At 34.8% G+C, this 23656-nt stretch carries 24 protein-coding genes; 12 read left to right on the top strand and 12 right to left on the bottom strand.

Annotated features, from left to right (window positions below; all coding sequences use genetic code 11):
• The first annotated feature begins 18 nt into the window (after positions 1 to 18).
• The 10 genes from ACOOWA_RS15860 to ACOOWA_RS15815 all read left to right on the top strand — a co-directional run bounded on the left by ACOOWA_RS15860 (position 19) and on the right by ACOOWA_RS15815 (position 10554).
• The gene (locus tag ACOOWA_RS15860) at positions 19 to 1260 is read left to right on the top strand and encodes an FtsW/RodA/SpoVE family cell cycle protein (RefSeq protein ID WP_421376686.1); all 1242 of its coding nucleotides are present in this window, start codon (positions 19 to 21) and stop codon (positions 1258 to 1260) included.
• Between the two features lie 12 nt (positions 1261 to 1272).
• Positions 1273 to 1515, top strand: a complete 243-nt coding sequence (locus tag ACOOWA_RS15855; protein WP_421376684.1) for a hypothetical protein — start codon at positions 1273 to 1275, stop codon at positions 1513 to 1515.
• Positions 1516 to 1525: 10 nt separating this feature from the next.
• Entirely contained in the window at positions 1526 to 2671 is a 1146-nt protein-coding gene (gene murG, locus ACOOWA_RS15850; RefSeq protein WP_421376683.1) for an undecaprenyldiphospho-muramoylpentapeptide beta-N-acetylglucosaminyltransferase, read from the top strand.
• Positions 2671 to 3333, top strand: a complete 663-nt coding sequence (locus ACOOWA_RS15845) for a hypothetical protein (protein WP_421376682.1) — start codon at positions 2671 to 2673, stop codon at positions 3331 to 3333. The genes murG and ACOOWA_RS15845 overlap by 1 nt, the downstream gene beginning before the upstream one ends.
• A gap of 187 nt (positions 3334 to 3520) precedes the next feature.
• Positions 3521 to 4879 carry a UDP-N-acetylmuramate--L-alanine ligase gene (gene murC, locus ACOOWA_RS15840; protein WP_421376681.1) on the top strand — a complete coding sequence of 453 codons (1359 nt, stop codon included), beginning with the start codon at positions 3521 to 3523 and terminating at the stop codon, positions 4877 to 4879.
• A 205-nt stretch (positions 4880 to 5084) separates the two neighbouring features.
• A complete protein-coding gene (locus tag ACOOWA_RS15835; protein WP_421376680.1) occupies positions 5085 to 5468 on the top strand; it encodes a GxxExxY protein in 384 nt (127 codons plus the stop codon).
• A gap of 92 nt (positions 5469 to 5560) precedes the next feature.
• Entirely contained in the window at positions 5561 to 6523 is a 963-nt protein-coding gene (locus ACOOWA_RS15830) for a cell division protein FtsQ (protein ID WP_421376679.1), read from the top strand.
• Between the two features lie 86 nt (positions 6524 to 6609).
• The gene (gene ftsA, locus ACOOWA_RS15825; protein WP_421376677.1) at positions 6610 to 7998 is read left to right on the top strand and encodes a cell division protein FtsA; all 1389 of its coding nucleotides are present in this window, start codon (positions 6610 to 6612) and stop codon (positions 7996 to 7998) included.
• A gap of 106 nt (positions 7999 to 8104) precedes the next feature.
• Entirely contained in the window at positions 8105 to 10003 is a 1899-nt protein-coding gene (ftsZ, locus tag ACOOWA_RS15820) for a cell division protein FtsZ (RefSeq protein ID WP_421376676.1), read from the top strand.
• Positions 10004 to 10107: 104 nt separating this feature from the next.
• Entirely contained in the window at positions 10108 to 10554 is a 447-nt protein-coding gene (locus ACOOWA_RS15815) for a GatB/YqeY domain-containing protein (protein WP_421376674.1), read from the top strand.
• Positions 10555 to 10714: 160 nt separating this feature from the next.
• Here the strand turns inward: ACOOWA_RS15815 and ACOOWA_RS15810 are convergent, their stop codons facing one another.
• A complete protein-coding gene (locus ACOOWA_RS15810; protein ID WP_421376672.1) occupies positions 10715 to 11965 on the bottom strand; it encodes a T9SS type A sorting domain-containing protein in 1251 nt (416 codons plus the stop codon).
• 439 nt (positions 11966 to 12404) lie between these two features.
• Between ACOOWA_RS15810 and ACOOWA_RS15805 the strand changes: the two genes are divergently transcribed.
• Together ACOOWA_RS15805 and ACOOWA_RS15800 are read left to right on the top strand one after the other, a co-directional pair.
• Complete coding sequence (locus ACOOWA_RS15805) at positions 12405 to 12815, top strand: BrxA/BrxB family bacilliredoxin (RefSeq protein ID WP_267264040.1); 411 nt, start codon at positions 12405 to 12407, stop codon at positions 12813 to 12815.
• A 103-nt stretch (positions 12816 to 12918) separates the two neighbouring features.
• On the top strand, positions 12919 to 14436 hold the full coding sequence (locus ACOOWA_RS15800; RefSeq protein ID WP_421376671.1) for a GH3 auxin-responsive promoter family protein: 1518 nt from the start codon (positions 12919 to 12921) through the stop codon (positions 14434 to 14436).
• Between the two features lie 36 nt (positions 14437 to 14472).
• Here the strand turns inward: ACOOWA_RS15800 and ACOOWA_RS15795 are convergent, their stop codons facing one another.
• The 11 genes from ACOOWA_RS15795 to ACOOWA_RS15745 all read right to left on the bottom strand — a co-directional run bounded on the left by ACOOWA_RS15795 (position 14473) and on the right by ACOOWA_RS15745 (position 23589).
• Positions 14473 to 14847, bottom strand: coding sequence for a hypothetical protein (locus ACOOWA_RS15795; protein WP_421376670.1), 375 nt, complete (start codon positions 14845 to 14847; stop codon positions 14473 to 14475).
• 16 nt (positions 14848 to 14863) lie between these two features.
• Positions 14864 to 15196 carry a hypothetical protein gene (locus ACOOWA_RS15790; protein ID WP_421376669.1) on the bottom strand — a complete coding sequence of 111 codons (333 nt, stop codon included), beginning with the start codon at positions 15194 to 15196 and terminating at the stop codon, positions 14864 to 14866.
• A 4-nt stretch (positions 15197 to 15200) separates the two neighbouring features.
• Positions 15201 to 15584 (bottom strand): endonuclease/exonuclease/phosphatase family protein, encoded by a 384-nt coding sequence (locus ACOOWA_RS15785; protein ID WP_421376667.1) that lies wholly within the window; start codon positions 15582 to 15584, stop codon positions 15201 to 15203.
• Positions 15581 to 16132: a hypothetical protein gene (locus ACOOWA_RS15780; protein ID WP_421376665.1), complete on the bottom strand. Its 552-nt coding sequence runs from the start codon at positions 16130 to 16132 to the stop codon at positions 15581 to 15583. Before ACOOWA_RS15780 ends, ACOOWA_RS15785 begins: the two co-directional genes overlap by 4 nt.
• 126 nt (positions 16133 to 16258) lie before the next feature.
• A complete protein-coding gene (locus ACOOWA_RS15775; protein ID WP_421376663.1) occupies positions 16259 to 17254 on the bottom strand; it encodes an endonuclease/exonuclease/phosphatase family protein in 996 nt (331 codons plus the stop codon).
• A gap of 6 nt (positions 17255 to 17260) precedes the next feature.
• Entirely contained in the window at positions 17261 to 17986 is a 726-nt protein-coding gene (locus ACOOWA_RS15770; RefSeq protein WP_421376662.1) for a rhomboid family intramembrane serine protease, read from the bottom strand.
• A gap of 4 nt (positions 17987 to 17990) precedes the next feature.
• The gene (mutL, locus tag ACOOWA_RS15765) at positions 17991 to 19769 is read right to left on the bottom strand and encodes a DNA mismatch repair endonuclease MutL (protein ID WP_421376661.1); all 1779 of its coding nucleotides are present in this window, start codon (positions 19767 to 19769) and stop codon (positions 17991 to 17993) included.
• 173 nt (positions 19770 to 19942) lie between these two features.
• The gene (locus ACOOWA_RS15760; protein WP_421376659.1) at positions 19943 to 20800 is read right to left on the bottom strand and encodes a YoaK family protein; all 858 of its coding nucleotides are present in this window, start codon (positions 20798 to 20800) and stop codon (positions 19943 to 19945) included.
• Between the two features lie 37 nt (positions 20801 to 20837).
• A complete protein-coding gene (locus tag ACOOWA_RS15755; protein WP_421376658.1) occupies positions 20838 to 21335 on the bottom strand; it encodes a hypothetical protein in 498 nt (165 codons plus the stop codon).
• Between the two features lie 133 nt (positions 21336 to 21468).
• Positions 21469 to 22878 carry a sensor histidine kinase gene (locus ACOOWA_RS15750; RefSeq protein WP_421376656.1) on the bottom strand — a complete coding sequence of 470 codons (1410 nt, stop codon included), beginning with the start codon at positions 22876 to 22878 and terminating at the stop codon, positions 21469 to 21471.
• Between the two features lie 3 nt (positions 22879 to 22881).
• Positions 22882 to 23589, bottom strand: coding sequence for a response regulator transcription factor (locus ACOOWA_RS15745; RefSeq protein WP_421376655.1), 708 nt, complete (start codon positions 23587 to 23589; stop codon positions 22882 to 22884).
• Positions 23590 to 23656 lie beyond the last annotated feature (67 nt).

The raw sequence follows: 23656 nt of genomic DNA, 5'->3' as shown, positions 1-23656 counted from the left end.
AAGCCAAAAGCGAAAAATATGAACGAACAGAATTTAGAGGAAAGCAGATTCGAATTTCTAAAGGGCGATAAAGTACTTTGGATGGTCATTCTTGTGATCTCCATTTTCTCTATTTTCCCGGTTTATTCTGCAAGTTCAAACCTCGAATATATTGTAAACAACGGAACCACAACGGGACACGTGATGAAACATATGTTTTTCGTGGTTTTAGGTTTGGCAATCATGAGATTGGTAGGAACCGTGAAGTACGAATATATGGGAAAACTCAGCAGCATTATGTTGGGTTTAATGATCATTCTTCTGATTGTTACGATGTTTACGGGGCAAACTATCGACGGAGCAAGTGCTTCAAGATGGCTGAAAATTCCCGGAACACCGATTTCTTTTCAGCCGTCATCTTTTGCTTTTTTAATGTTGATTATTTATCTGTGCAGATATTTAACCAAGAAAATAACAAGAGAAAGACTTCCGATTGAGAATGTTATGTACATTTTCGGACCAATTTTATTGGTTTTTGTGTTGGTTGCAAAAGATAATGGTTCGACAGCATTGATGATTTTAATGGTTTCTGTGATTGTTTTGGTTATTGGGCAATTACATTGGAAATACATTGCAGGATTTATCTCCGCATCATTTGTCGCTATTGCTTTGTTTTTATTAATTGCACTTAATACAAACTTAATCGGAGGAAACCGAGTTCATACCTGGATGAGCCGTATTGAAACCTTTACGTCAAGCAAAGCAAAATCTGCTGATGTAGATGATGAAAGTGTAAAAGCAAAAAATTATCAGGTCATGCAGGCTAAAGCAGCCATTGTTCATGGTGGAATTACAGGAATGGGACCCGGAAAATCTGCTTTAAAGCAAATGCTTCCGCAATCTGCATCCGATTTTATTTTTGCCGTCATTGTTGAAGAATATGGTTTGATCGGGGCAGGATTTTTAATCAGTATGTATTTGATTATGATTGTCCGGATTGTGATGATTGCGAGTAAAATGCCCGCATTTTTCGGTTCGTTGCTCGTTCTCAGTCTCGGGGTAATGATTTTCATTCAACTGGCAGTAAATATTGCCGTTGCAGTGAATCTGATTCCGGTTACAGGACAACCCTTGCCACTGATAAGTTATGGAGGAACATCAATGTTGGTAACTTACATCCAGCTTGGAATTATTTTAAATATAAGCTCAAGAATTCAGATTTACGATGAAGAAGGAATGGGAAAAAAACAAAGTATTGTTGAGATCAACGACATTGCATAAACACCAAACAAAATGGAAATAAGAAAAATAACATTTACCGACAGTAAAAACTCAGAAAATCCTGTGATTATTGAACAAAACGAAGATATCACAAATTTTCTTGAGACTTTCAGACTGGAAGTTGATGAAGTGATAGAGTTAAGTGATGCGATGTACACGGTAAAATCAGTCTCAAAAACTGAGGTTGATGGTAAAAATGAAATTTCTATCGGCGTAGAATTTATTGATTTAATTGAAAATCAACCGACAGCTTAAACTGATGATGATGAACAAAAAAATAAAAGTTTTATTAAGCGGAGGCGGGACAGGAGGACACATCTTCCCGGCAATCGCTATTGCAGACGAAATCAAGAAAAGATTTCCTGATGCAGAATTTTTGTTCATCGGAGCCAACGGAAAAATGGAAATGGAAAAAGTTCCGCAAGCTGGCTACAAAATCGAAGGAATTGACATTGCAGGAATCGACAGAGGAAATATATTATCTAATCTAGGTTTGCCTTTTAAAATTTTAAAAAGTTTATCTAAATCTAAAAGAATAATCAGAAATTTCTCCCCCGATTTTGCAGTCGGAACAGGTGGTTTTGCAAGCGGACCGGCTCTTTATGAGGCCAGTAAAATGGGAATTCCAATTTTTATTCAGGAACAGAATGCTTATGCAGGAGTCACGAATAAAATTTTGAGTAAAAAAGCAAAAGCTGTGTTTACAGCCTACCCGAAAGTGGAAGGTTTTCCGGCTGAAAAGATAAAGTTTTTAGGAAATCCGATTCGTGAGAACATTGTTTCAGGAATGCAGGAAACTTCTCAGGCAAAAGAGAAATTAGGTTTAGATAAAAATAAACTGACGATTCTTTCTGTTGGCGGATCATTAGGATCAAGAACATTAAACAACGGCTGGAAAGAGAATTTAGACAAATTAAAAGAAAAAGGTTACCAATTAATCTGGCAGACCGGAAAATTGGATTATGCTGAAATTGCTGGAAGCCAGAAGCCGGAAGCTGGAAGTGAATATAGCGAAGCTAAAAAAACTTCTGACATCAAACTTCCGTCTTCCATCCAAATAAAGGAATTCATCAAAGACATGGAAACCGCATATTCTGCAGCTGATGTCATTGTTTCTCGAGCAGGAGCAATTGCGATTTCAGAATTAGCAGTGGCCCAGAAACCGGTAATTTTGGTTCCGTTTCCATTTGCTGCGGAAGATCATCAAACAAAAAATGCGATGAATCTGGTGGGAAAAAATGCAGCAAGAATGGTAAAAGATTCAGAAATGAAAGAAAAATTCTGGACTACTTTATCAGAAATCTGCGAAAATGAAAGTGTAAGAAAAGAAATGTCAGACAATCTGAAATATTTTGCTAAACCCAATGCGGCAAAGGAGATTGTAGATGAGATTTTTAAAATAATTGAATAATGTCAACAGAGCTTTCTACATACAGAAAATTCATTTATGAAGATGATGCTTTAGAATTGATAAAAATTCTGGAGGATAACCAAATTGTTAATGAGTTGGTAAATAATTCTTCACAGCTGGATTCAAGTTTTGGTGGAGACATCAATACAAAACAATTTGAGCTGAAGATTCATAAAGATGATTTTGTTTTTGTTGAAAACTTAGAAGAGGAGCTTATTAAAGACGAAGTCGAAAATGTAGAGGAAGGTTACCATCTTTTTGAATATTCTGATGAAGAATTGGTTGAGATCGTTACCAAAAAAGAAGAATGGAATAAATTTGATTATCTACTCGCTCAAAAAATATTAAAAGAAAGAGGAAAAGAAATTAATCCAGAGCTTTTAAAAATAATAAATAAGCAGAGAATCGAAAGTATTGCTACCGAGGAAATAAGTCCGACCTGGCTGATTGTCATTGGATATGTTTGTGCAGTTCTCGGAGGACTTTTTGGGATTTTTATAGGTGCTTATTTGATGTATTACAAAAAAGCATTGCCAAATGGTGATAGAATGTATGGTTTTAGCCGACAAGACAGAAGCCACGGGCAAAATATTCTGATTATTTCCGGAATCGCATTTTTATTTTGGATAGGAATCAGACTTTTCAGTTATAAAAATTATTAGTAGAATAAGGATAAACAAATAAAATGTGTTGTTCCGGTTGAAGTTGGCAAATAAAGAATCTGAATTGAGATTCTTGGTTCCTAGGAATGACAAAATGATGTTTTAAAATAATAAAATAAGAGATAACAAAAGATTGAGATCGATTAACAATATCAAATCTCAAACTTTAAATCTCAAATAAATAAGAATGAATAATTTAGAAACATATCAAAATTTTTACTTCGTTGGAATCGGAGGTATTGGGATGAGTGCTTTGGCGCGCTATTTCCATGCTTCGGGCAAGAAAGTTTCAGGCTACGATAAAACCAACACCAAACTCACTCAGGCTTTGATGGGTGAGGGAATTGATATTGTTTTTGATGATGTTATTAATGAGAAAATCACGTCGCTTCAAAAAGAAAATACATTGGTCATTTATACTCCGGCAATTAAAAAACTGGGGATTTTAGATTATTTTAATGAAAATCAGTTTGAAGTTTTAAAAAGAGCAAAAGTTTTAGGTTTAATCACTGAAAACACAAACTGTATCGCCGTTGCAGGAACTCATGGAAAGACTACAACGTCAACTTTGGTTTCGCATTTGTGTAAAGAAGCAGATTTGCCGTTTTCTTGTTTTCTGGGTGGAATTTCTGAGAATTTTAAATCAAATTTCCTTTACAACGGAACAGAATATTCCGTGGTGGAAGCTGATGAATACGACAGAAGTTTCCTTAATCTTTCTCCGGATTGGGCAGTGATCACTTCTACAGATGCCGATCATCTGGATATTTATGGTGATAAAAATACAATTGAAGAAGGTTTCAGAGAATTTGCGGCATTAGTTCCAGATGACAAGCAGCTTTTTGTAAGAAAAGGGATTGAAATCGGAAGAAATCATAAGACTTATGCAGTCAACGAAAAAGCTGATTATTATTCAGATAATCTGAGAATGGATTATGATAAAATCTACTTTGATTTTCATACGCCAACCGAAACAATAAAAGAATTTGTCTGGGAAATTCCTGGAATTCACAATGTAGAAAATGCAACGGTTGCTTTGGCAATTCTGCACAATTTAGGAGTTGATTTTGAAACTTTAAAGAAAGCGATTGCCAATTTTAAAGGAATTAAAAGAAGATATACAAAACATATTTATCCGGACGGAAAAATTTATATCGATGATTATGCGCACCATCCAACGGAAATCAATGCGGTTGTTGGGTCGATTAAAACGTTTTATCCGGATAAAAAATTACTGGTTGTTTTTCAGCCGCATTTATTCAGCAGAACGAGAGATTTTGCAGATGGGTTTGCAGAAAGTTTAAGCAATTCTGAGGAGTTGATTTTGCTTGATATTTATCCGGCAAGAGAGCTTCAGGAGAACTTTGAAGGAATTACTTCAGATTGGTTGCTGGAAAAAGTGACTTTAGATAAAAAAGAAATTTCAAATTTATCTCAAGCATTTAATAAAATAAAAGATAAAGATTTTGATATTTTACTCACAGTAGGTGCCGGAAATATAGATACGCTGTATGATCCGATTTGTGAGTGGCTTAGTAGAAAGTAATTGAACACAAAGGGCACAGAGATGTTTTTTATAATGCGAAATAGGTTTCACAAAGCCGCTTCGCTTATAAAAGCATCAAAGTGAAAGTTTTTACAATATGCTATTTCTCTTACAAGCAAAGCGGCTTTGTGAGACTAAGAAAATTAGCAGTATTAAAATAAAAAACCTTGTGAACTTCGTGTTCCAAAAAGATAAAAAACGCATAATGAATGAAAACGAAATTTCGGCGATTATAGTTGATGCAGGATTGAAGATTCACAGAGCTCTTGGAAGTGGTTTATATGAAACAGTGTATGAGCAATGCCTTGAATATGAATTAAAAAATAGAGGATTATTAGTTGAAAGACAGAAATTTCTTTCAATACAATATGAAAATCTAAAAGTAGAGAATGCTTTCAAAATTGATTTATTAATTGAAAATAAAATTGTTGTAGAAATTAAAGCTCAGGAAGCGCTAGACAATTTTCACAATGCGCAATTATTGAATTATTTGAAATTAGGAAATTATAGATTGGGTTTATTGTTAAATTTTAATTCTAAACTTTTTAAAACGGGAATTCAAAGAGTAATAAACGGATATATAAAATAGAAAACAATTAGCTTATATAAGCGAAGCGGCTTCGTGAAACTAAAAAAGCGGTATTAATTAAAAAGTTTTGTGAGCTTAGTGTTCAAACAATAATGAAAAACAAATACAGAATTTTAAAAATTGCCATTACAGTAATCATCCTTGGATTTCTGTTGAGTTTCTCTTTGAAGAAATTCAGCGTTCAGAAGATTACGGATAATAAAATTTCTGTGAAAATGAATGAGAAAACTCCGGTTTATTTTATTGATGAGAAAGATATTCGTGAGATTGTTAATAAAGAAAATCCGTCCCGAAAAGTTGGAGATCTGAATATTCCTGAACTGGAAAAAAAAATCAATGCACTTCCGGCTGTAGATAGTGCGAATGTGTATTTAAACCTAAATGGAAGTTTAAATTTAGACATCAAACAGAGGATTCCGGTTTTTAGATTAAATAATGACGGAAAAGATTTTTATGTGGATGAAAAAGGGACGGAGTTTCCGATTTCAAAAACGTATTCACATCCTTGTATGTTGGTAACGGGAGATGTTAAAAAAGACGAATATGAAAAATTGGCTGAACTGGTTGAGAAGATCGATAAAGATGATTTCAGCAAAAAATATTTTATCGGAATTTCAAAATATAAAGACAGCTACAATCTTTTGACAAGCGAAGGAAATTATAGAGTCGAGATAGGTGATCTGGATAATATTGAACTAAAAGTAAAAGGCTTCAAAACTTTTGTTGAGAAATATTTGGTGTTTCAGGATCCGCAAAAGTACAGAATGATTTCGGTAAAATATCAGAATCAGATTGTAACAACGCTGAACCCTTATTTTAAAGAAAATGACAGCATTATAAAAGCAAGTCATAAAGATTTAGCGAAAACACCGATTGTAGTTGCTGCGGTTAAAAAACCAGAAGTAAATCTTAAACCGGAAGCAAAAAAAGCAAGTTCAACTTCTTTAAAACCAAAGGAAAATACAAAACCTAAAACGGTAGTCAAACCCAGGGAAAAGAAGACGTCCGAAAAGAAATCAACGGTGAAGCCAAAAGCAAAGGTTAAAATAGAATAAAAAAATCCTGAAAGGACGAACTTCTAAAGAATAGGGTAAAATCCTATCATAATTAAATTAAGAATTAAATCAAATCGATATAAACAATGGAAAATCAAGAGTATTCAGTAGGTCTGGACATTGGGACAACCAAAATTGTCGCCATTGTAGGACGTAGGAATGCACACGGGAAGATAGAAATTCTCGGTGTTGGAAAAGCCAAAAGTCTTGGGGTTCATAAAGGTATTGTGAATAATATTTCACAGACGATCAACTCCATCAAAGCTGCTGTGTCTGAGGCACAGTCTAGCGCAGGAGTGCCGATTCATAAGGTAACTGTGGGTATTGCAGGGAAGCACATTCGTTCATTGCAGCATTCAGATTACATTATGCGTGAGAAACCAGACAAATTCATCACAGATGACGATATTGAAGCATTAAAAGATCAGGTGAAAAAACTGGTGATGCTTCCGGGAGAAGAAATTATTCATGTACTTCCACAGGAATATAAGGTTGATTCTGAAGGAGAAATTCAGGAACCTGTCGGAATGCACGGAAAACGTCTGGAAGCCAATTTCCATGTAGTCGTTGGACAAATGGGAAGCATCAGAAACATCGCAAGATGCGTAAGAGAAGCAGGTTTGGAGATGGAAGCGCTTACTTTGGAGCCTTTGGCATCTTCGGAAGCTGTTCTTACGAAAGAAGAGAAAGAAGCCGGAGTAGCAATCGTAGACATCGGAGGTGGAACTACAGATATTGCTATTTTTAAAGATAATATCATCCGTCATACTTGTGTCATTCCTTACGGAGGCGGAATTATTACGGAAGATATCAAAGAAGGCTGTTCAATTATTGAAAAGCATGCCGAGCAATTAAAGGTTAAGTTCGGTTCTGCAGTTCCTGAGCTGGAAAAAGACAGCACTTTTGTGACCATTCCCGGACTTCACGGAAGACCGGATAAAGAGATTTCTCTGAAAACTTTAGCGCAGATTATCAATGCGAGAGTAGAGGAAATTCTTGAAATGGTTAACACAGAATTAAAAGCTTACGGAGCTTTTGAACAAAAGAAAAAACTGATTGCAGGAATTGTGTTGACGGGTGGTGGTTCAAACCTGAAGCATCTTCGTCAGTTGGCAAATTATACAACAGGGTTCGACAGTAGAATTGGTTTTGCAAATGAATACATCGCTAACGATAAAAATCAGTATCTTAAAGGACCGGAATTTGCGACATCTATCGGTTTATTGATGGAAAGTTTAAAAATCAGAGATAAAAAAACGACGGCAGTAGATGAAGAAATTGAAATCGAAGTTGAAACTAAAGCTGAAACAAAAGAACAGCCAAATGTTGCACACACAGAAAATCAAACTCACACCGTTCATGAACCTGTAAAAGAGTACGAAACTCCTGCAGAACAGCAACAGAGAAAAGTGAGATTGACTTTCGGACAATCTTTGATGGAAAAAGTAAAAAAATTCTTTGAAGAAGTAGAATAAAAAATATAAACGGTAAAAGATCAATGATAATAGATAATCACTCATAGATTATTGGTCATTCATCGGTTATCATTCATCAATTATCAATTATAAAAAAATATAAGTAATGGAAAATATAGGTTCACAAGGGTTTTCATTTGATTTGCCAAAAGGAAATTCGTCGATCATTAAAGTAATCGGTGTAGGCGGCGGCGGAAACAACGCACTTAAACACATGTACGAAAAAGGGATTCACGGCGTAGATTTCGTGATCTGTAATACAGATGCGCAGACGTTAGACAACAATCCGGTTTCCAACAAAGTACAGTTGGGAGTTACAATTACGGAAGGTTTGGGTGCAGGTGCAGATCCGGAAGTAGGTGAAAAAGCTGCTATCGAAAGCATCGAAGACATCAAAGCTTCAATGGGACAAAATACTAAAATGGTGTTTATCACTGCAGGAATGGGTGGTGGAACCGGAACCGGTGCAGCTCCTGTTATCGCTAAAGTTGCCAAAGATATGGGAATTTTAACGGTAGGAATCGTTACAGTTCCTTTTAGTTTTGAAGGTAAAAGAAGACTGGAACAGGCCGAATTAGGTCTTGAAAAATTAAGAAATAATGTTGATTCATTAATCGTTATTAATAATGATAAACTGAGACAGCAGTTCGGGAATTTAGGTTTCAAACAAGGTTTTTCAAAAGCTGATGAAGTTTTAACCAACGCTGCGAAAGGTATGGCGGAAGTTATTACAGGTTATTTTGATGTAAATATTGACTTTAGAGATGCTAAATCTGTGCTTCAGAATTCCGGTACCGCATTAATGTCTACCGGTATGGCTTCAGGTGAAAATAAAGCGGAAGAAGCGGTTAGAAAAGCACTGGATTCTCCTCTATTGAATGATAATAAGATTACAGGCGCAAGAAATGTACTGTTATTAATCAGAAGTGGTGTAGAAGAAGCAACGATGGACGAAATCGGTATCATCATGGATTATATCCAGAAAGAAGCAGGTCATACAGCAGATATTATTTTTGGAGTTGGTGCTGATGAAGAATTGGGTGATGCAGTGAGCGTATTGGTGATTGCAACTGGTTTTTCTAATGACAATCAAAAATTTGCTGGGCCAACTGAGAAAATCAGAATTGGTTTGAATGACGCTTTAGATGCCCCAAAAGCTTCTCCTTTTAAAACGAAAGAAGAAAGAGAAACTCCCGAGCAAGGATATGATTTCGGAGGTAAAAATCTTTTCAGACTGGATGATGAAGACGGAGATGCGCCACAGTTTAAAATGTCGTCACCTGAAAAAAAAATGATTATCGAGGATGAAGAGATTAAAACAGAAATAAAATTCTCTGACAGAGAGCAAGATACGTTAGAAAGCCCAATTCAAAGCTGGAGGAATGAAGAATCCGGCGAAGAAAATAGCGTAAGTCTTTTCACTTTTGATGATGATCCTAATGATTTGGAAATTCAGTCGTTCTCTTTTGATTTTGAAAATAAAAAAGAAGAGCCTGAAAACGATTCTTTTACTTCAAATTATTCTGACGAAAAACCAGTGGAATTCAGCTTTACGGTAAATGAACCTATCGTGGAAACTAAGTCTGATTTCGGACAGCCAAAAAATGAGGTTGAAACGTTTACAGAAACGGTAGAGGAAGTTGCCCCCAAAATCGATAATTTTTATCAGCCTAAAGAAGAAATTAAGGTTGAAGAAAAACCTGTTTTCCAAAACAGAGCTGAAGTTGAAACTCTAAGACAGAATGAAAGCGAATTTACATTCGTCAATAAACCTGCAGATCAGGAAAGAGTGGTAGAAAGAAGAAATAAATTAAAAGAATTCAATTCCCGTTACCAGAATTTTGATCATGCGAATGAGTTTGAATCTGTTCCTGCTTTCAAAAGAAAGAATATTTCTATCGATGGAAGCAATGCATCAGACCAAAACATCAACACGTATTTGTCTGATAATAACGGAAACATGCAGATCAGAGAAAACAGATTTTTAAATAAAGATGTTGACTAAAATAATATAACAATGTACCAATGTAACAATCTCTAATTGTGCTAAGCTTTTCGTGGCATCTCATTGGTAAACTGTTACATTGATACATTGTTAAATTAATAACTATGAGTTTAGAATTAATAATAAGCGAAGCGATAAAAACGGCAATGAGAGCTAAAGACAGAGTGGCTTTAGATTCTCTTCGTGCTGTAAAATCACAGATATTACTTTTGAAAACGGAAGCTTTAGGAGCTGAAGTTTCAGAAGAGCAGGAAATTGCCATCCTGCAGAGAATGATCAAGCAGCGTAAAGATTCTTATGAGCAATTTACGGCTCAGGGAAGAAACGATTTGGCAGAAGTGGAAGATGCTCAGATGAGAGTCATTGAAAAATTTTTACCGGCGCAATTGTCTTCTGAAGAACTGGAAGCAGAAATAAAGAACATTATCGCTGAAACTGGTGCTGAATCCATCAAAGATTTAGGAAAAGTAATGGGAGTAGCCTCAAAAAATCTAGCCGGAAAATCTGACGGAAAAAGTATTTCCGAGATGGCGAAGAAGCTGCTTTCTTAGGTGTTGGTAAATAGTTGTTAGTTGATAGACAATTCTATCAACCATCAACCAAAACCCATCAACCATTAAAAACGGATATTCAACCTTTGCATATCGATTTGATTAACGAAGCCCGAAACATCATGTTTCGGGCTTCATTTTTTAAATATGAATGTTGGTTTTATTTTTTAATAAAATGATGATTGTAAGTTCCTGATTTATTTTCAAGGGTTAAAATATATTTACCTGTGTTGTAGTTGCTTACATTGATTTTTTGAGACTGACTTTCATCTGCATTGATGACTTCAATTAATTTTCCGCTCATATCAAAAATACTTATTTTACCAATTCTCTCTTTTGATTCAATCATTAAGAAATCAGAAACAGGATTAGGATAAATTTTAATATTTTTTTCAAGTGTAAGATCTAAAGTGCTCAAATTTGTTGTTACGGTAATTGCTATTGTAGTACTTTGGCATGTGCCTACAGTTTGAGTAACGTAATAAGTTGTTCCGCTTGTTACCACCGTTGTTGAAGGAAGCTGCGTTGTCATTGCTGAAGAAGTATACCAAACTAAATTTTGACCGGATACAGTTAGATTTGCCAACGTAGATCCCGCAGAAACAGTTTGTGTTGCAACAGCAGTTGGAGGAGGAGTTGCAGCACTTACAGTTACTACTGTTTCTACTTTTCCGCTTGCACAAGTTCCTAAAATGGGTGATACTTTCCAATTATAAAAGAAATAATAGACCGTACTGTTGGTATTAGCGTTATTGATAGTACCTCCTGTTATAGATCCTAAAGTTCCCAACGTGTAAGGAAATGCATTTCCCGACCCGGAATCTCTTCTCATAGACGGAGATGATCTTGCAACGAGTTTATAAGAATTTCCTCCAACGACAGAAAATCCTACAGGAACTGTAAACTGTATCGGAGCACTTGAAGTTCCTCCCGCAGGAATAGCCACACTTTTTTCAGCTATTTTCACATAATTGGCGTCTAAAAGTTCCAATGCTAACGTTCCACCTGCAGAAGCAAATACGTCTACAGATTCAAGCATAAAGTTGCTATTTGCTGTAAAAGCCAATCCCCAAGGAGAAGTTCCTGAAACTACGGCAGTAGAGCTTGTTGCAGGTGTTGTTTTACCTCCCGTTACCTGGGTTCCCAATTCGTAATTATAAGCTTCTGCCCAATAAGATGTTGTAGAAGTAAGATTTGGAGTTGTATAAGTATTTCCAGTCCAAAAAGGAGCGGTTGCTGTTACAGAATTATACCATTTTACTTCTGTTGCAGTAGTAGTTGCGGTAAGTGTAGCAGAAGTCTGATTACAAATTGAAGCCGGGGCTACGGTGAGTTGTGGCGTCGTACAGTTTTGTGAATAACAAATTCCACTTATTAAAGCAGAAAGAATAAAAGTGTAAATTTTCTTCATAAATAGAGTTTTAAGATTGAAATTATATTTAATTTTTCTAAGTATTCAACTGAATATTTGTGTTTTTAAAATAAAAAAGCCCGAAACAATTTCGGGCTTTAGCTATTGTAAATCCTTTATCAATGTTTTAATTCTAAAAACTAACAAGTAAACAAAAATAAAGGAGAGGGAATTACATGGCCACCAGATCTTACTCTAATGCTACTAAAAAATTAATTTAATAAAGTTTTTTTCATGGAAATAGTTTTTAGAATCATTTCAAATTTAGTAAAATAAATTTAATATTCATAATAATTATTCAAATATTATCTAAAATTGTTATGGTATCTGAATGTTTAACCTTTGTTTCATTTTATTTGCCAAACAATCTGATAGTTTTTATAAATTGTTTATACCATCAGAAAAATTGTAAATTTGTAGACACTTAAAAAAATAAGAAATGTATCCAACAGATTTAGTAATGCCTATGAAGGCTGAGCTTACAGATAAAGGTTTCTCAGATTTGGCAACTCCTGCTCAGGTAGAAGATGCTTTAAAGCAGTCAGGAACTACACTTTTAGTAATCAATTCTGTATGTGGTTGCGCGGCCGGTGCTGCAAGACCTGGAGTTGTTTATTCTTTGACAGGAGAGAAAAAGCCTGATCATTTAACAACGGTTTTTGCAGGTTATGATAAAGAAGCGGTTGATGCAGCTAGAAAACATTTAGCACCTTTTCCTCCAAGCTCACCATGTGTGGCGCTTTTCAAAGACGGAGAATTGGTTCACATGCTTGAAAGACATCATATTGAAGGGAATCCTGCAGGAGCAATTGCTGCAAACCTTCAAGCTGCATACGACGAATATTGCTAATATTTAAGTATTAAAAAATGATATAGAAACCATTACAGCTTTTGTAATGGTTTTTTTATTGAAATCATTCGCTGAAAATACAAATAGTATTATATTTGTGTTAATGGCAACGAAGGCACTTTTCAATACTGTGGTTAATTGGTTTATCAAACAGAGGATAGACCAGATTCAGAATTTTATGGATTACCCTATTGAGACCCAAAAAGGGATTCTGTTTTCTCAGTTATTTCATGCAGAAGACACAGAATACGGTAAGAAATTCGGGTTTAATTCCATTTCAAGCTATCAGGATTTTAAAAATAAAGTTCCGATTGTTTCTTACGAAGAATTTGAGCCCTATGTTGAGCGTGCAAGACAGGGTCATAAAGACGTTAGTTGGCCCGGTTACATTAAACATTTTGCAAAATCTTCAGGTACAACCAATGCAAAAAGCAAATTCATTCCTATTTCTGCAGAAAGTCTGGAATACTGCCACATGAAAGCGGGAAAAGATATGGTTTCAATTTATGCTAATAATCACCCTGAAAACCAGCTTTTTACCAATAAAAATTTACGTTTGGGCGGAAGCTCAGAATTGTACGCAGATTTTAAGACAAAATTTGGTGATCTTTCGGCAATTTTGATAGACAATCTTCCTTTTTGGGTAGAAATTACCACAACTCCGAGCAAGAAAGTTTCTTTGATGGGAGAATGGGAAAGCAAATTACAGGCGATTGTTTCTGAGGTTAAAAATGAAGATGTTGGAAGCATTTTGGGTGTTCCAAGCTGGATGATGGTGCTTTTGCAAAGAGTTTTAAAAGAAACTGATGTAAAAAGTGTTTCCGAAATTTGGCCCAATCTTGAAGTGTTTTTCCATGGCGGAATCAGTTTTAAACCTTATAAAGAACAATACAAACCGATTATCGGGAAAAATATTAATTACTACGAAATTTACAATGCTTCTGAAGGCTTTTTCGGAATTCAGGACAGATCAGATAGTGATGAAATGCTTTTGATGTTAGATTACGGGATTTTCTACGAATTTATTCCGATGGATCAGATCCATCATTCCAATCCGAAAGTGGTGAGTCTGGAAGGAGTAGAAGTCGGGAAAAATTATGCAATGGTCATCACGACAAATGGCGGACTTTGGAGATATTTAATTGGAGATACTGTTGTTTTCACGTCAATTAATCCGTTCAGAATTAAAATTACCGGTCGTACAAAACACTACATCAATGCTTTTGGCGAAGAACTGATGATTACCAATGTAGAATCTGCTTTAACTAAAGCCTGTTCAGAAACCAATTCTTCTGTAAAAGATTTTACCGGGGCTCCGATTTTTATGAAAGAAAATGAAAGCGGCGCTCATGAATGGATTTTTGAATTTAGCCAGCATCCGGAAAATTTAGACCAATTTACCGATATTTTTGACCGACATCTTAAAACCATCAATTCTGATTACGAAGCCAAAAGATACAACAATATAACGCTGAAAAAACCTGTGGTACATATTGCAAAACCTAATCTTTTCTATTGCTGGCTAGAATCTAAAGGGAAACTGGGCGGACAAAACAAAGTTCCGAGACTCAGCAACGACAGAGAATATATAGATCCTTTACTGGAGCTAAACAGACCATAAAAAAAACCGCAAATTAATTGCGGTTTTTTGTTTAAATTATTTCTTTAGATCTTCTTTTAGTTTTTTTGCGGCATCTTCAACTTTCTGAGCTCCGGTTGCTGCAGTGTTTTTTACGTCTTTACCAACTTCCTGTGCACCAGATTTAATATCTTTACTTACCTTGTTGATGTCTTCTTTCGCTTTTTGAGCCGTATTGTCGATTTTATTTCCTGTGTTGTCAACAGTGTTTTTAATATCGTTTTTAGCCTTTTCTATTTTTGAAGTATCTACCAATCCGGAATTGGTTTCTGTCGTAGTAGTTGTTGTTACAGATCCGTCTGCATTTTCTACTTTTTCAGTTTTTGTTGTAGATTGTGTACATGCAACAAACAGTGTAGAAACTGCAACTGCTGCTAAAATGTGTTTTTTCATTGTGTATATTTTTTTATTACTCTTGTTTTTCTTGATTTGTAGTCTCGGAAGCCTTCTGTTTTTTTTCGTCTTCGGCTTTCTTCTTATTTTCTTTTTCTAATTCGTCTTTAATTCGTTTCTCTTCCTGTTGCAATTTTAAGGCCTCTTTTAATGAATCCTGAAATTTTTGTGAAGACATTCTTATTTTTCTCGCAATATCTACAGAAGTTGCTCCTGCTGAAAAAGAATCTATTGCCGTCGTATCATATTTTTGTTTTAGCTCCTGAACGTTGTCTGAAACGGGTTCACGCTTCGAACAGGCAATCAGTAAAACAGATATTGTGAAAGCGACAAAAATTACATTTTTCATGCGACTAATTTAATAGAAATTCGGCAATTACAGGATAGTGATCTGATAATTTTACAGAATAATCAACTTTATAGCTTTTGGGGATTATATTTTTTGAGGTGAAAATATAATCTATCCTTAAAGGAAATTTATAATCGTGGAAACTTGTGGAGCTTCCGTTTCCTGCTTTTACAAATGCGTCATCTAAGTTTTTGCCCAGATTATAATATTCCCAGGAATTCGGAACAGAGTTAAAATCTCCCGCAAGAATTACAGGATAAGGCGAATTGTCGACTGCTCTTCTGATCTTTTTTACCTGTTCTTCATGCGTTCTGAATGTGGGAATTAATTTTGAAAAAATAGTTTTAAACTTATTTTGCTCTTCTTTATATGAATTTTCGTCTTTCATTCCGAGCAAATTTTATTTAATCTAAAAGGTTCCAGATAAACATTGATGATTCTTACCACTTTACCGTTAATGTCTACATCGGCATAAAAAGAATTTCCCTTTGATTGGTCGTTGATTAAATCTGCCTGTCTTATTATTTTATGTTTTGTTTTTAAAACCACGGAAGGATATTTTACCAAATCGGGCCTTACGGCTCTGTTCGTATCTCTTTCCTGAACCAGAATAATGTCGGCATTTTGATCGGTGATGTATTTTTTCACGTTTTCCCAGCCTGAGCTTCCATATTTTACATTGTATGTAAGAACTTTTATATCTGTTTTAGCATTAATAATTTCGGAATTTTGAGGTGAAAAGTTAATCCATCTTCTTACAGGATTATAAAAAATAAATGTTGAAAGAATAAATACAAATGCAATTTTTTTCTTCTTAACAATCCAAATTACTGTAAAGATGAAATGAATTATAACTAAATAAGGGAAACATAAAGAGAGAATGTTGAGTTTACTAAAGTAAGTGGGCGCAACCCATGCGTTGGCTAATGTGCACACTAAAAGAAATAAAACACTTACATGTAAAAGAAAAAAAACAGGAAACCTCTTCATGAAACTCAAATATGAGTCTTGGGCAACAAAAATTTTGCCACTTAACTGTTTTTAAAATTAAAACTAATTGATCTAGTTGATTTTAAAGGTGGCAATCACAGGAAAATGATCGGAAAGATGTACAGAATGATCAACTTCATAAGTCACAGGTTGTATAGATTCTGATGTGAAGATGTAATCAATTCGTAAAGGATATTTATAGTCATGAAAACTTGTTCCGCTTCCTCTTCCGACCTCATAAAAGGCATCTTTTAAACCTTGGGAAGTTTCGTAATATTCATAAGAATTCGGAACAGAATTAAAATCTCCAGCAACAATCACAGGGTAAGGTGAATTGTCAATCGCTTCACGAAGAACTCTCACCTGCTCCTGATGAGATTTGAAAGTGGGAATCAGTTTTTTGACAACGCCTTTTACTTTTTGCTCGTCTTCCTGACCATTTCCGTTGAGTTTCACCATACTTTTTAGAAAGCCGAAGGATTCTAGATGAACGTTAAAAACACGATAGACTTTCCCTCTGATTTCTATGTCAATTTGCTCGCATTGAGCAGTGATGTCTCCGTCGGAAAGATTTTCAAAAATATTTTTTCGGGAGACAACTTTATAATTGGTATATAACGCAATGATGGGAAGATCGTATTTTCCTGTTTTATTTCTTAATTTTAGTTCGCTACCATCACCATACTCTTGTATAAAAATTAAGTCTGCATTCTGTTGATCGATATAGTTTATGATTTGCTCTTTTCCCAATTTTCCTCCTTTTATGTTGAAGGTAAGAACTTTAAAATTTGCTGTTTCTTTACTTTCAGGTGAATAATTGATCCATCTTTTTACAGGATTCAAAAAAAACAATCCTAAAAACATAAAAACAAATGCTCTTTTTTTCGAGCTGAAAATCCAGAAAAAAGTGAGTAAAATATATCCAATGATTAATATGGGAAAGCCTAGAGACAATAAATTAAACCATGCAAAAATCTTCGGCGGAATATAGGCATTCAGCAAAATTCCTGTTAACAGAAACAACAATCCCAAATGCAGTAAAAGAAGTATTAATCTGAAAATTTTCACAATAAATTAATTAAATCGATATAAATGCTTCTTCCAGATTTTAGCTAAAATAAATCCTACGATTGCTCCACCAACGTGAGCCAAATGAGCAATTCCTCCCACATTTCCTGTTAATCCTAAATAAACAGAGCCAATCACAACAACAGGAAGCACATATTTTACTTTAACGGGAATTGGAATAAACATAATTCCAATTTTTGCTTCGGGATATAAAGTAGCAAATGCGGCAATCACTCCGAAAATTGCTCCTGAAGCACCGACCATTCCGCCAGTTAAACCTTCATATAAACTACGTGATAGAGGTTGATCTAAGTATATTGTTTCGCTGTAGCCATAAGTTCTTAAGTCCGATTTTGAATAAATCTCCGAAACATCAACTTTCATCTCTTCAAGTTGAGATATTAATTGCTGAATTTCAATGAAATTCCAGAGATTAAATAAGAAAAACGCTCCTAAACCGCTTAAGAAATATAGAATTAAGTATTTCTTATCTCCTAAAGATTGCTCTAAAATGGGTCCAAAACTAAATAATGTAAACATATTGAACAGAATATGCATTATACTTCCATGCATAAACATATGAGTAATAATTTGCCAAGATTTAAAGTTTGGCGAGAACGGATAAAATCCGGTTAAATTTAAATCTAATAAAGGGATAAGATATGCGGCTATAAATACTACAATATTTATAATAATTAAATTTCGGGTGATTGGCGGTATATTATTAAACATCTACTTAAAATTTATTTTTTAAATCATTAAACGGAACTTCATAAAAACATCTTTTTCCGTTGGGCAGAAATTCAGGGAAACCAAGAACAGTAAAATCCTTGATTACTTGCTCTGCATCTGCTTTATAAATAAAATCAAAACGCGATTTCGACTGCATTTTGTTCCATTGGTTTTGGTAAAACTGCAAAAATTCTTCTTCAGTTTTATATTCCAGAATTTCGAAAAGATTCTCCAGAAATTTCATCACCTGAGATTCTTTTAAACCTTCAGGAACAGCATCAATTCTCAAAACGTTTTCATGAGCTATACTCATTCCAAATCCCAATTCGGGAAGATATTTTTTGATGGATTTGTATTTGTTTTTTTCAATCTCATTCATATGATATTCCAGAGAGAACAGAAGAGACTGGCTGTTGGTATTGGTTTTCTTTGCAGATTTATTGTTTTCTGAAATCAAAAGACGGTGCATTCTGCCTAAATCGAGCATCAAAGTACAGTCTCCTTTGTTGAAAAGCCAGTATCCGTTCGGAAGTCGCATCAGATCTTCATCAAAATCCTCATCTTCAAACAAGTTGATTTTTGAGGGTTCTGCAGAAATATTCTGATGATACATTTCCGTTAAATTCTGAATTTCTGCTTTTGAAGTCTGTCTTTCTTCCAGAAAAGGATTGTAATCACGGTCTACAATAATTTCCGGCATTTTAATACTTGCTGTATTGCCTTTGCTGGGAAAACTTTTCTGCATGATTTCATCCAGTTGGGGATCTCTTTCAAAATCTAAACTTGGTGCAACATTGTAAATTCCCAAAGAACGTTTGATGGTCGAACGGAGCAATGCAAAAATAAGATGCTCGTCTTCAAATTTCACCTCCGTTTTTTGCGGATGAATATTAACATCAATTTTCTCCGGATCTAATTCAAGAAAAAGAAAAAATGTGGGAATATATCCCGGTAAAAGTAATCCTTCAAAAGCTTCCTGAACTGCTTTGTTAAAATAAGGGCTTTTAAAAAATCTTCCGTTCACAAAAAGAAATTGTTCGCCACGGGTTTTTTTTGCGCCTTCAGGTTTTGCTACGAAACCGTGAAGTTTACACCAAAGTATATCTTCTTTAATAGGAATGAGTTGCGGATGTAGTTTTCTGCCGAAAATATCGACAATTCGCTGCATCTGAGTTCCTTTTCTCAGCTTAAAAACAGGATCATCATCATGGAATAAAGAAAATTCTAAATTTTCATGTGCTAAAGCAACACGTTGAAATTCGTCAATAACGTGACGAAATTCAATATTATTATTTTTAAGAAATTTTCTTCTGGCCGGAACATTGTAGAAAAGGTTTTTCACTAAAAAATTAGAACCTTCCGAACTCTGGGCGGGCTCCTGAAACTGGAAAACTCCGCCTTCGATGTAAATATTTGTTCCTAAGGCAGCATCTTTTAGCTTCGTTTTCAGTTCGACCTGAGCAACGGCAGCAATTGATGCCAAAGCTTCACCACGGAAACCTTTAGTAGCAATTTTAAATATATCTTCAGTACCTCTTATTTTTGATGTTGCGTGTCTTTCGAATGCCATTCTTGCATCGGTTTCAGACATTCCCTTTCCGTCATCAACTACCTGAATAAGATTTTTTCCGGCATCTCTTATAATCAGCTCTATTTTCGTAGCTCCCGCATCGATGGAATTTTCCAAAAGTTCTTTTACAATAGATGCAGGTCGCTGCACCACTTCACCTGCTGCAATCTGGTTGGCTACATGATCGGGTAAAAGCTGAATAATATCTGACATAAATGAGTAATGAACGTACAAAAATAGGCAAAGCAAATAAGATGTAAAACAGTAAAGCAATGAATTAAGATTTAGTTATCCCGAACTTTTAAACAATTTTAAATAAAAACCCCTAATTGCCTAAACAATCAGGAGTTACAAAACTAAGTATATACAATTTGTGCTGTCCAGATTTAATTATATGAGGTTTCTTCTAAAACAAGTTTAGATTTTTCCGGTTTATTCTGTTTTACCGCAACTTCTGAGCTTCCATGAATTTTATCATACAAAACAGACATCAGATTCGGTTTATGATAAATTTTTGTGTATCTGTAATTGGTATAGAAATGTCTTAGGTGAATCTTGTAGAAATCATACCCGATGACAACAACCAGACATAAACTTATTACATAAAATACGCTAAACTCCAGATAATAATATGTTAATCCCGAAAATACAGCTCCCGTAACATAAGCCAGCATTACGCTTGATAAAAGCTTTGCTCTTGCAATTAACTCAGGGTTTTTTCTGTATTTTTTATGCGTAAACATCGACATTAATATTCCCAAATCTGTGGTCGTACCGGTAAGGTGAGTGGTTTTTACCAAAAAGTTTGAAATACTTGCTGTTAAACCATTCTGCAGACCTGTTGCAAAAAGCATTAATGCGACCAGGTATTCGGCTTCTTCCAATGTTTTCTGATAATAAAACTGTCCGTAAATTCCTACAGTCAGAAGACAAAGTATCTCCAGAAGAATTGGCATTGCGTGTGCAAAATATTTACTTTTCTTATTAAAATTTATTACAAAAAAGTTAGCGGTAAAACTTCCGAAGAAGAAAAGAAAAATCCAGGCTCCGACTACGGCAACCTGATTCCAGTTTCCTTTGCTGATTTCTGCTGCAAAAACAGCGTAATGTCCCGTTACGTTTGAGGTAAAAGAGAGAAATATCAATAGAGATGCTATATTTATAGTTCCTGCCGTAAAAGCAGTCAGCGTCCCCAGTTTTATGTTGTCTCCCAACGTCCTGCTGTTACTATAATTTCTTAACATTTTTTTAAATTTTAAAAAGTTTATTATTTAATTTTAATTAAACTTCAACAAAAACTTCTGCAATTCTGCCTTTTTCAGGCATAAATTGAGGTGTTCCGAAAGCTACTTCCTGAGAAGAAAGATCTTTACATTTTTTGATGTAAGGTGCGAGATCAAATTTACCTTTGGTGTTTTTATTTTTCAGCGATGTTGAGTAATAGGCTTCGGTGATTTCTTCAGCTTTCACATAATTATTAAAAGCTCTTTGGAAACTTCCCGAGAAAATATCACAAACAATTTTGTCTACTAAATGAGGATATTTGTTAACGATAATACCGTAAGCATCACAAAATTCTTTAGATCTGATTTTACTGAAAACGGTAGACTTTGTGTTGAAAAGAAGATCTCTGATAGAATCTCCCATATCATAGCCCGATACAAGTAAAATTTTGTATTGAGTATCATTTTCTTCTGCGTTCTTCTCTTTTAAAACTCTTTTTAAAATATTCAGAGACTCAAGAGAATAATCTGTTGCTATTAAAATGGTTTTGATCATATCTGTTAGATTTAGTTGTGTAACATTTTTTGATATTACAAAACTATATCTGTAAGATTAGAAGATCTTTGGAATGAAATTAAAATGTAATTAAAGAGATTAAAATGAGATTAGAATTTCATTTTTAGCAAAACTAAGAGGTGATTTCTTCTTTCTGCGTCCCATAAATAGTAGGAAAGCGCATTTGTACAGTCGTTCCCTGATTTTCATGAGAACTCACCAGCAATTCCCCGTTATGCATTCTCACAATATTTCTTGCCAAAGGAAGACCAATGCCGTAACCTTCATAATTTCGGGTATTTGAAGCACGGAAAAACGGATCGTAGATTTTATTCATTTCAGATTCTGGAATTCCGATTCCGTTGTCTTTAATGATAATGTAAAGATCGGTATCTGTTGCACCTAATGAAACTTTTACCTGTTGATGATTAGAATATTTGCATCCGTTGTTGATAATATTGGCAACTGCAAGATGAAGAAGCTGCTCATTCCCCTGCACTTTCAGTTTTTTAGGATTATCGGGAAGCATACTGATGTCGAGATAAATATTATTTCGGGAATCTATTTTTCTTAAAGTTTCGATAACGTCCCATAAAAGCTGATCGATTCTTACTTTGTCGATTTTCTGAATTCTGCCGTCAAATCCGGTTTGTGCGATGAGAAGAAGTGCCTTTATTTTTTTATCTAATTTTTCGGCTTCACTAAGAATGATTCCCAGCGTTTCTTTGTATTCATCTGCAGTTCGATTGATAGAAAGTGCCACATCAGCTTCGCCCATAATCGAAGTAAGCGGAGTTCTGAGCTCATGAGAAACATTTCCAATCAAGTGGTTTTGGGTTTCAAACGAAGTTTCTATTCTTGTCAACATCGTATTGAAAGTTTCTACTAGTTCATTCAATTCTTTATTATCGGGTTGAGGTTCAAGTCTTAAATGCAGGTTTTCAGAACTGATTTCTTTTACTTTTCCGGTAATTTTAAGTATCGGTTTAAATAAAGTTTTAGACAGATAAAAAGAGAAAATCATGCTGAAAAAAATCGAAAGAATCATACAGGTAATTAAAGTTCTCTTTAAAAACCCGAGATAATGAACGACATAATGGTTTTTTGCTGAGGCAATTGCGATGTAATCTTTATTTTGATACCTAAAAGACTGACCGATATAATAAAATTCAGAGTCGTTGAAATTGGCTTCTCCGGTTCTGATTATATTTTTAAAAAACGTATCGGGAATGTGAACTTCATGAGAAATTTTACTAAAGTTTGAATCTTCGGGAACAGCAAACACGTAGTCTTTCTCCATCGGAAGTTCTTCCTCATTTCTGCTGTTAAGAATATGGTTTTCAGGAAGGTCCAGGTGATGTTTGCCTTTCTGAACCTGAACAATCGTTGTCGTACGGATTTTTAGCAGTTCATAAAACCTCTGATGCGAAAAGTTTACAATAGAAAAATACACCGATCCTCCAAAAATCAGGATAACGGTTGTAAAAACAACCATCAAAAGCACCATTGTTTTGGTTTGATTGGTAACGACTCTATTAAACATTTTCTACGGTTTTTTTAAAACATATCCCATTCCGATAACAGTGTGAATAAGTTTGTTATCTTCTTGATTATCTATTTTTTTTCTTAAATAGTTTACATAAACATCCACAACATTGGTTCCCAATTCATAATTTACGCCCCAAACCGCATCCAAAATTTCAGCTCTTGAAATAACTTTTTCAGGATTGTTTAAGAAATACATCAGAAGTTTGTACTCGGTTGAGGTTAAAGAAACTTCTTCACCTGCACGAATCACTTTTTTAGAATAATCATTTACGATTAAGTCTGAAAACTTAAAAACGTGTTCGTTATCGTCATCATTCTCAACCGCTTCGGGAGTTGATATAGGGTTGCTTCTGCGCAAAAGAGATTTCACACGCGCAACCAATTCAATAAACTTGAAAGGTTTCACAAGATAATCGTCGCCGCCGTTTTCCAAGCCCAAAACGATATTTTCTGAAGTTCCCAAAGCTGTTAAAAATAAAATAGGAACGCTTTTATTGGTTTTTCGGATCTCTTTACAGACATCCAGCCCGTTCATTTCGGGCAGCATAATATCAAGGATAACCAAATCGAAATCGTTTTCCTGAACTAAATTTACGCCGGTAATTCCGTCAAAAGCCACAGAAATTTCATATCCTTTTTCCTGCAGTCCCTTCTTTATAAAAGAGACAACGCTGGTTTCATCCTCAATCAGAACAATTTTTTTCATAAAAAAACAGTGAACTTCACAAAAATAGGAAAAAGATCGGAAACGAAGGATTTTGTCTTTAAATACA

It is taken from the genome of Chryseobacterium sp. GP-SGM7 (assembly GCF_049166575.1).
Lineage (GTDB): Bacteria > Bacteroidota > Bacteroidia > Flavobacteriales > Weeksellaceae > Chryseobacterium.
The sequence above is the reverse complement of the archived record's forward strand: the minus strand, read 5'-3'. Positions and strand labels throughout refer to the sequence as shown.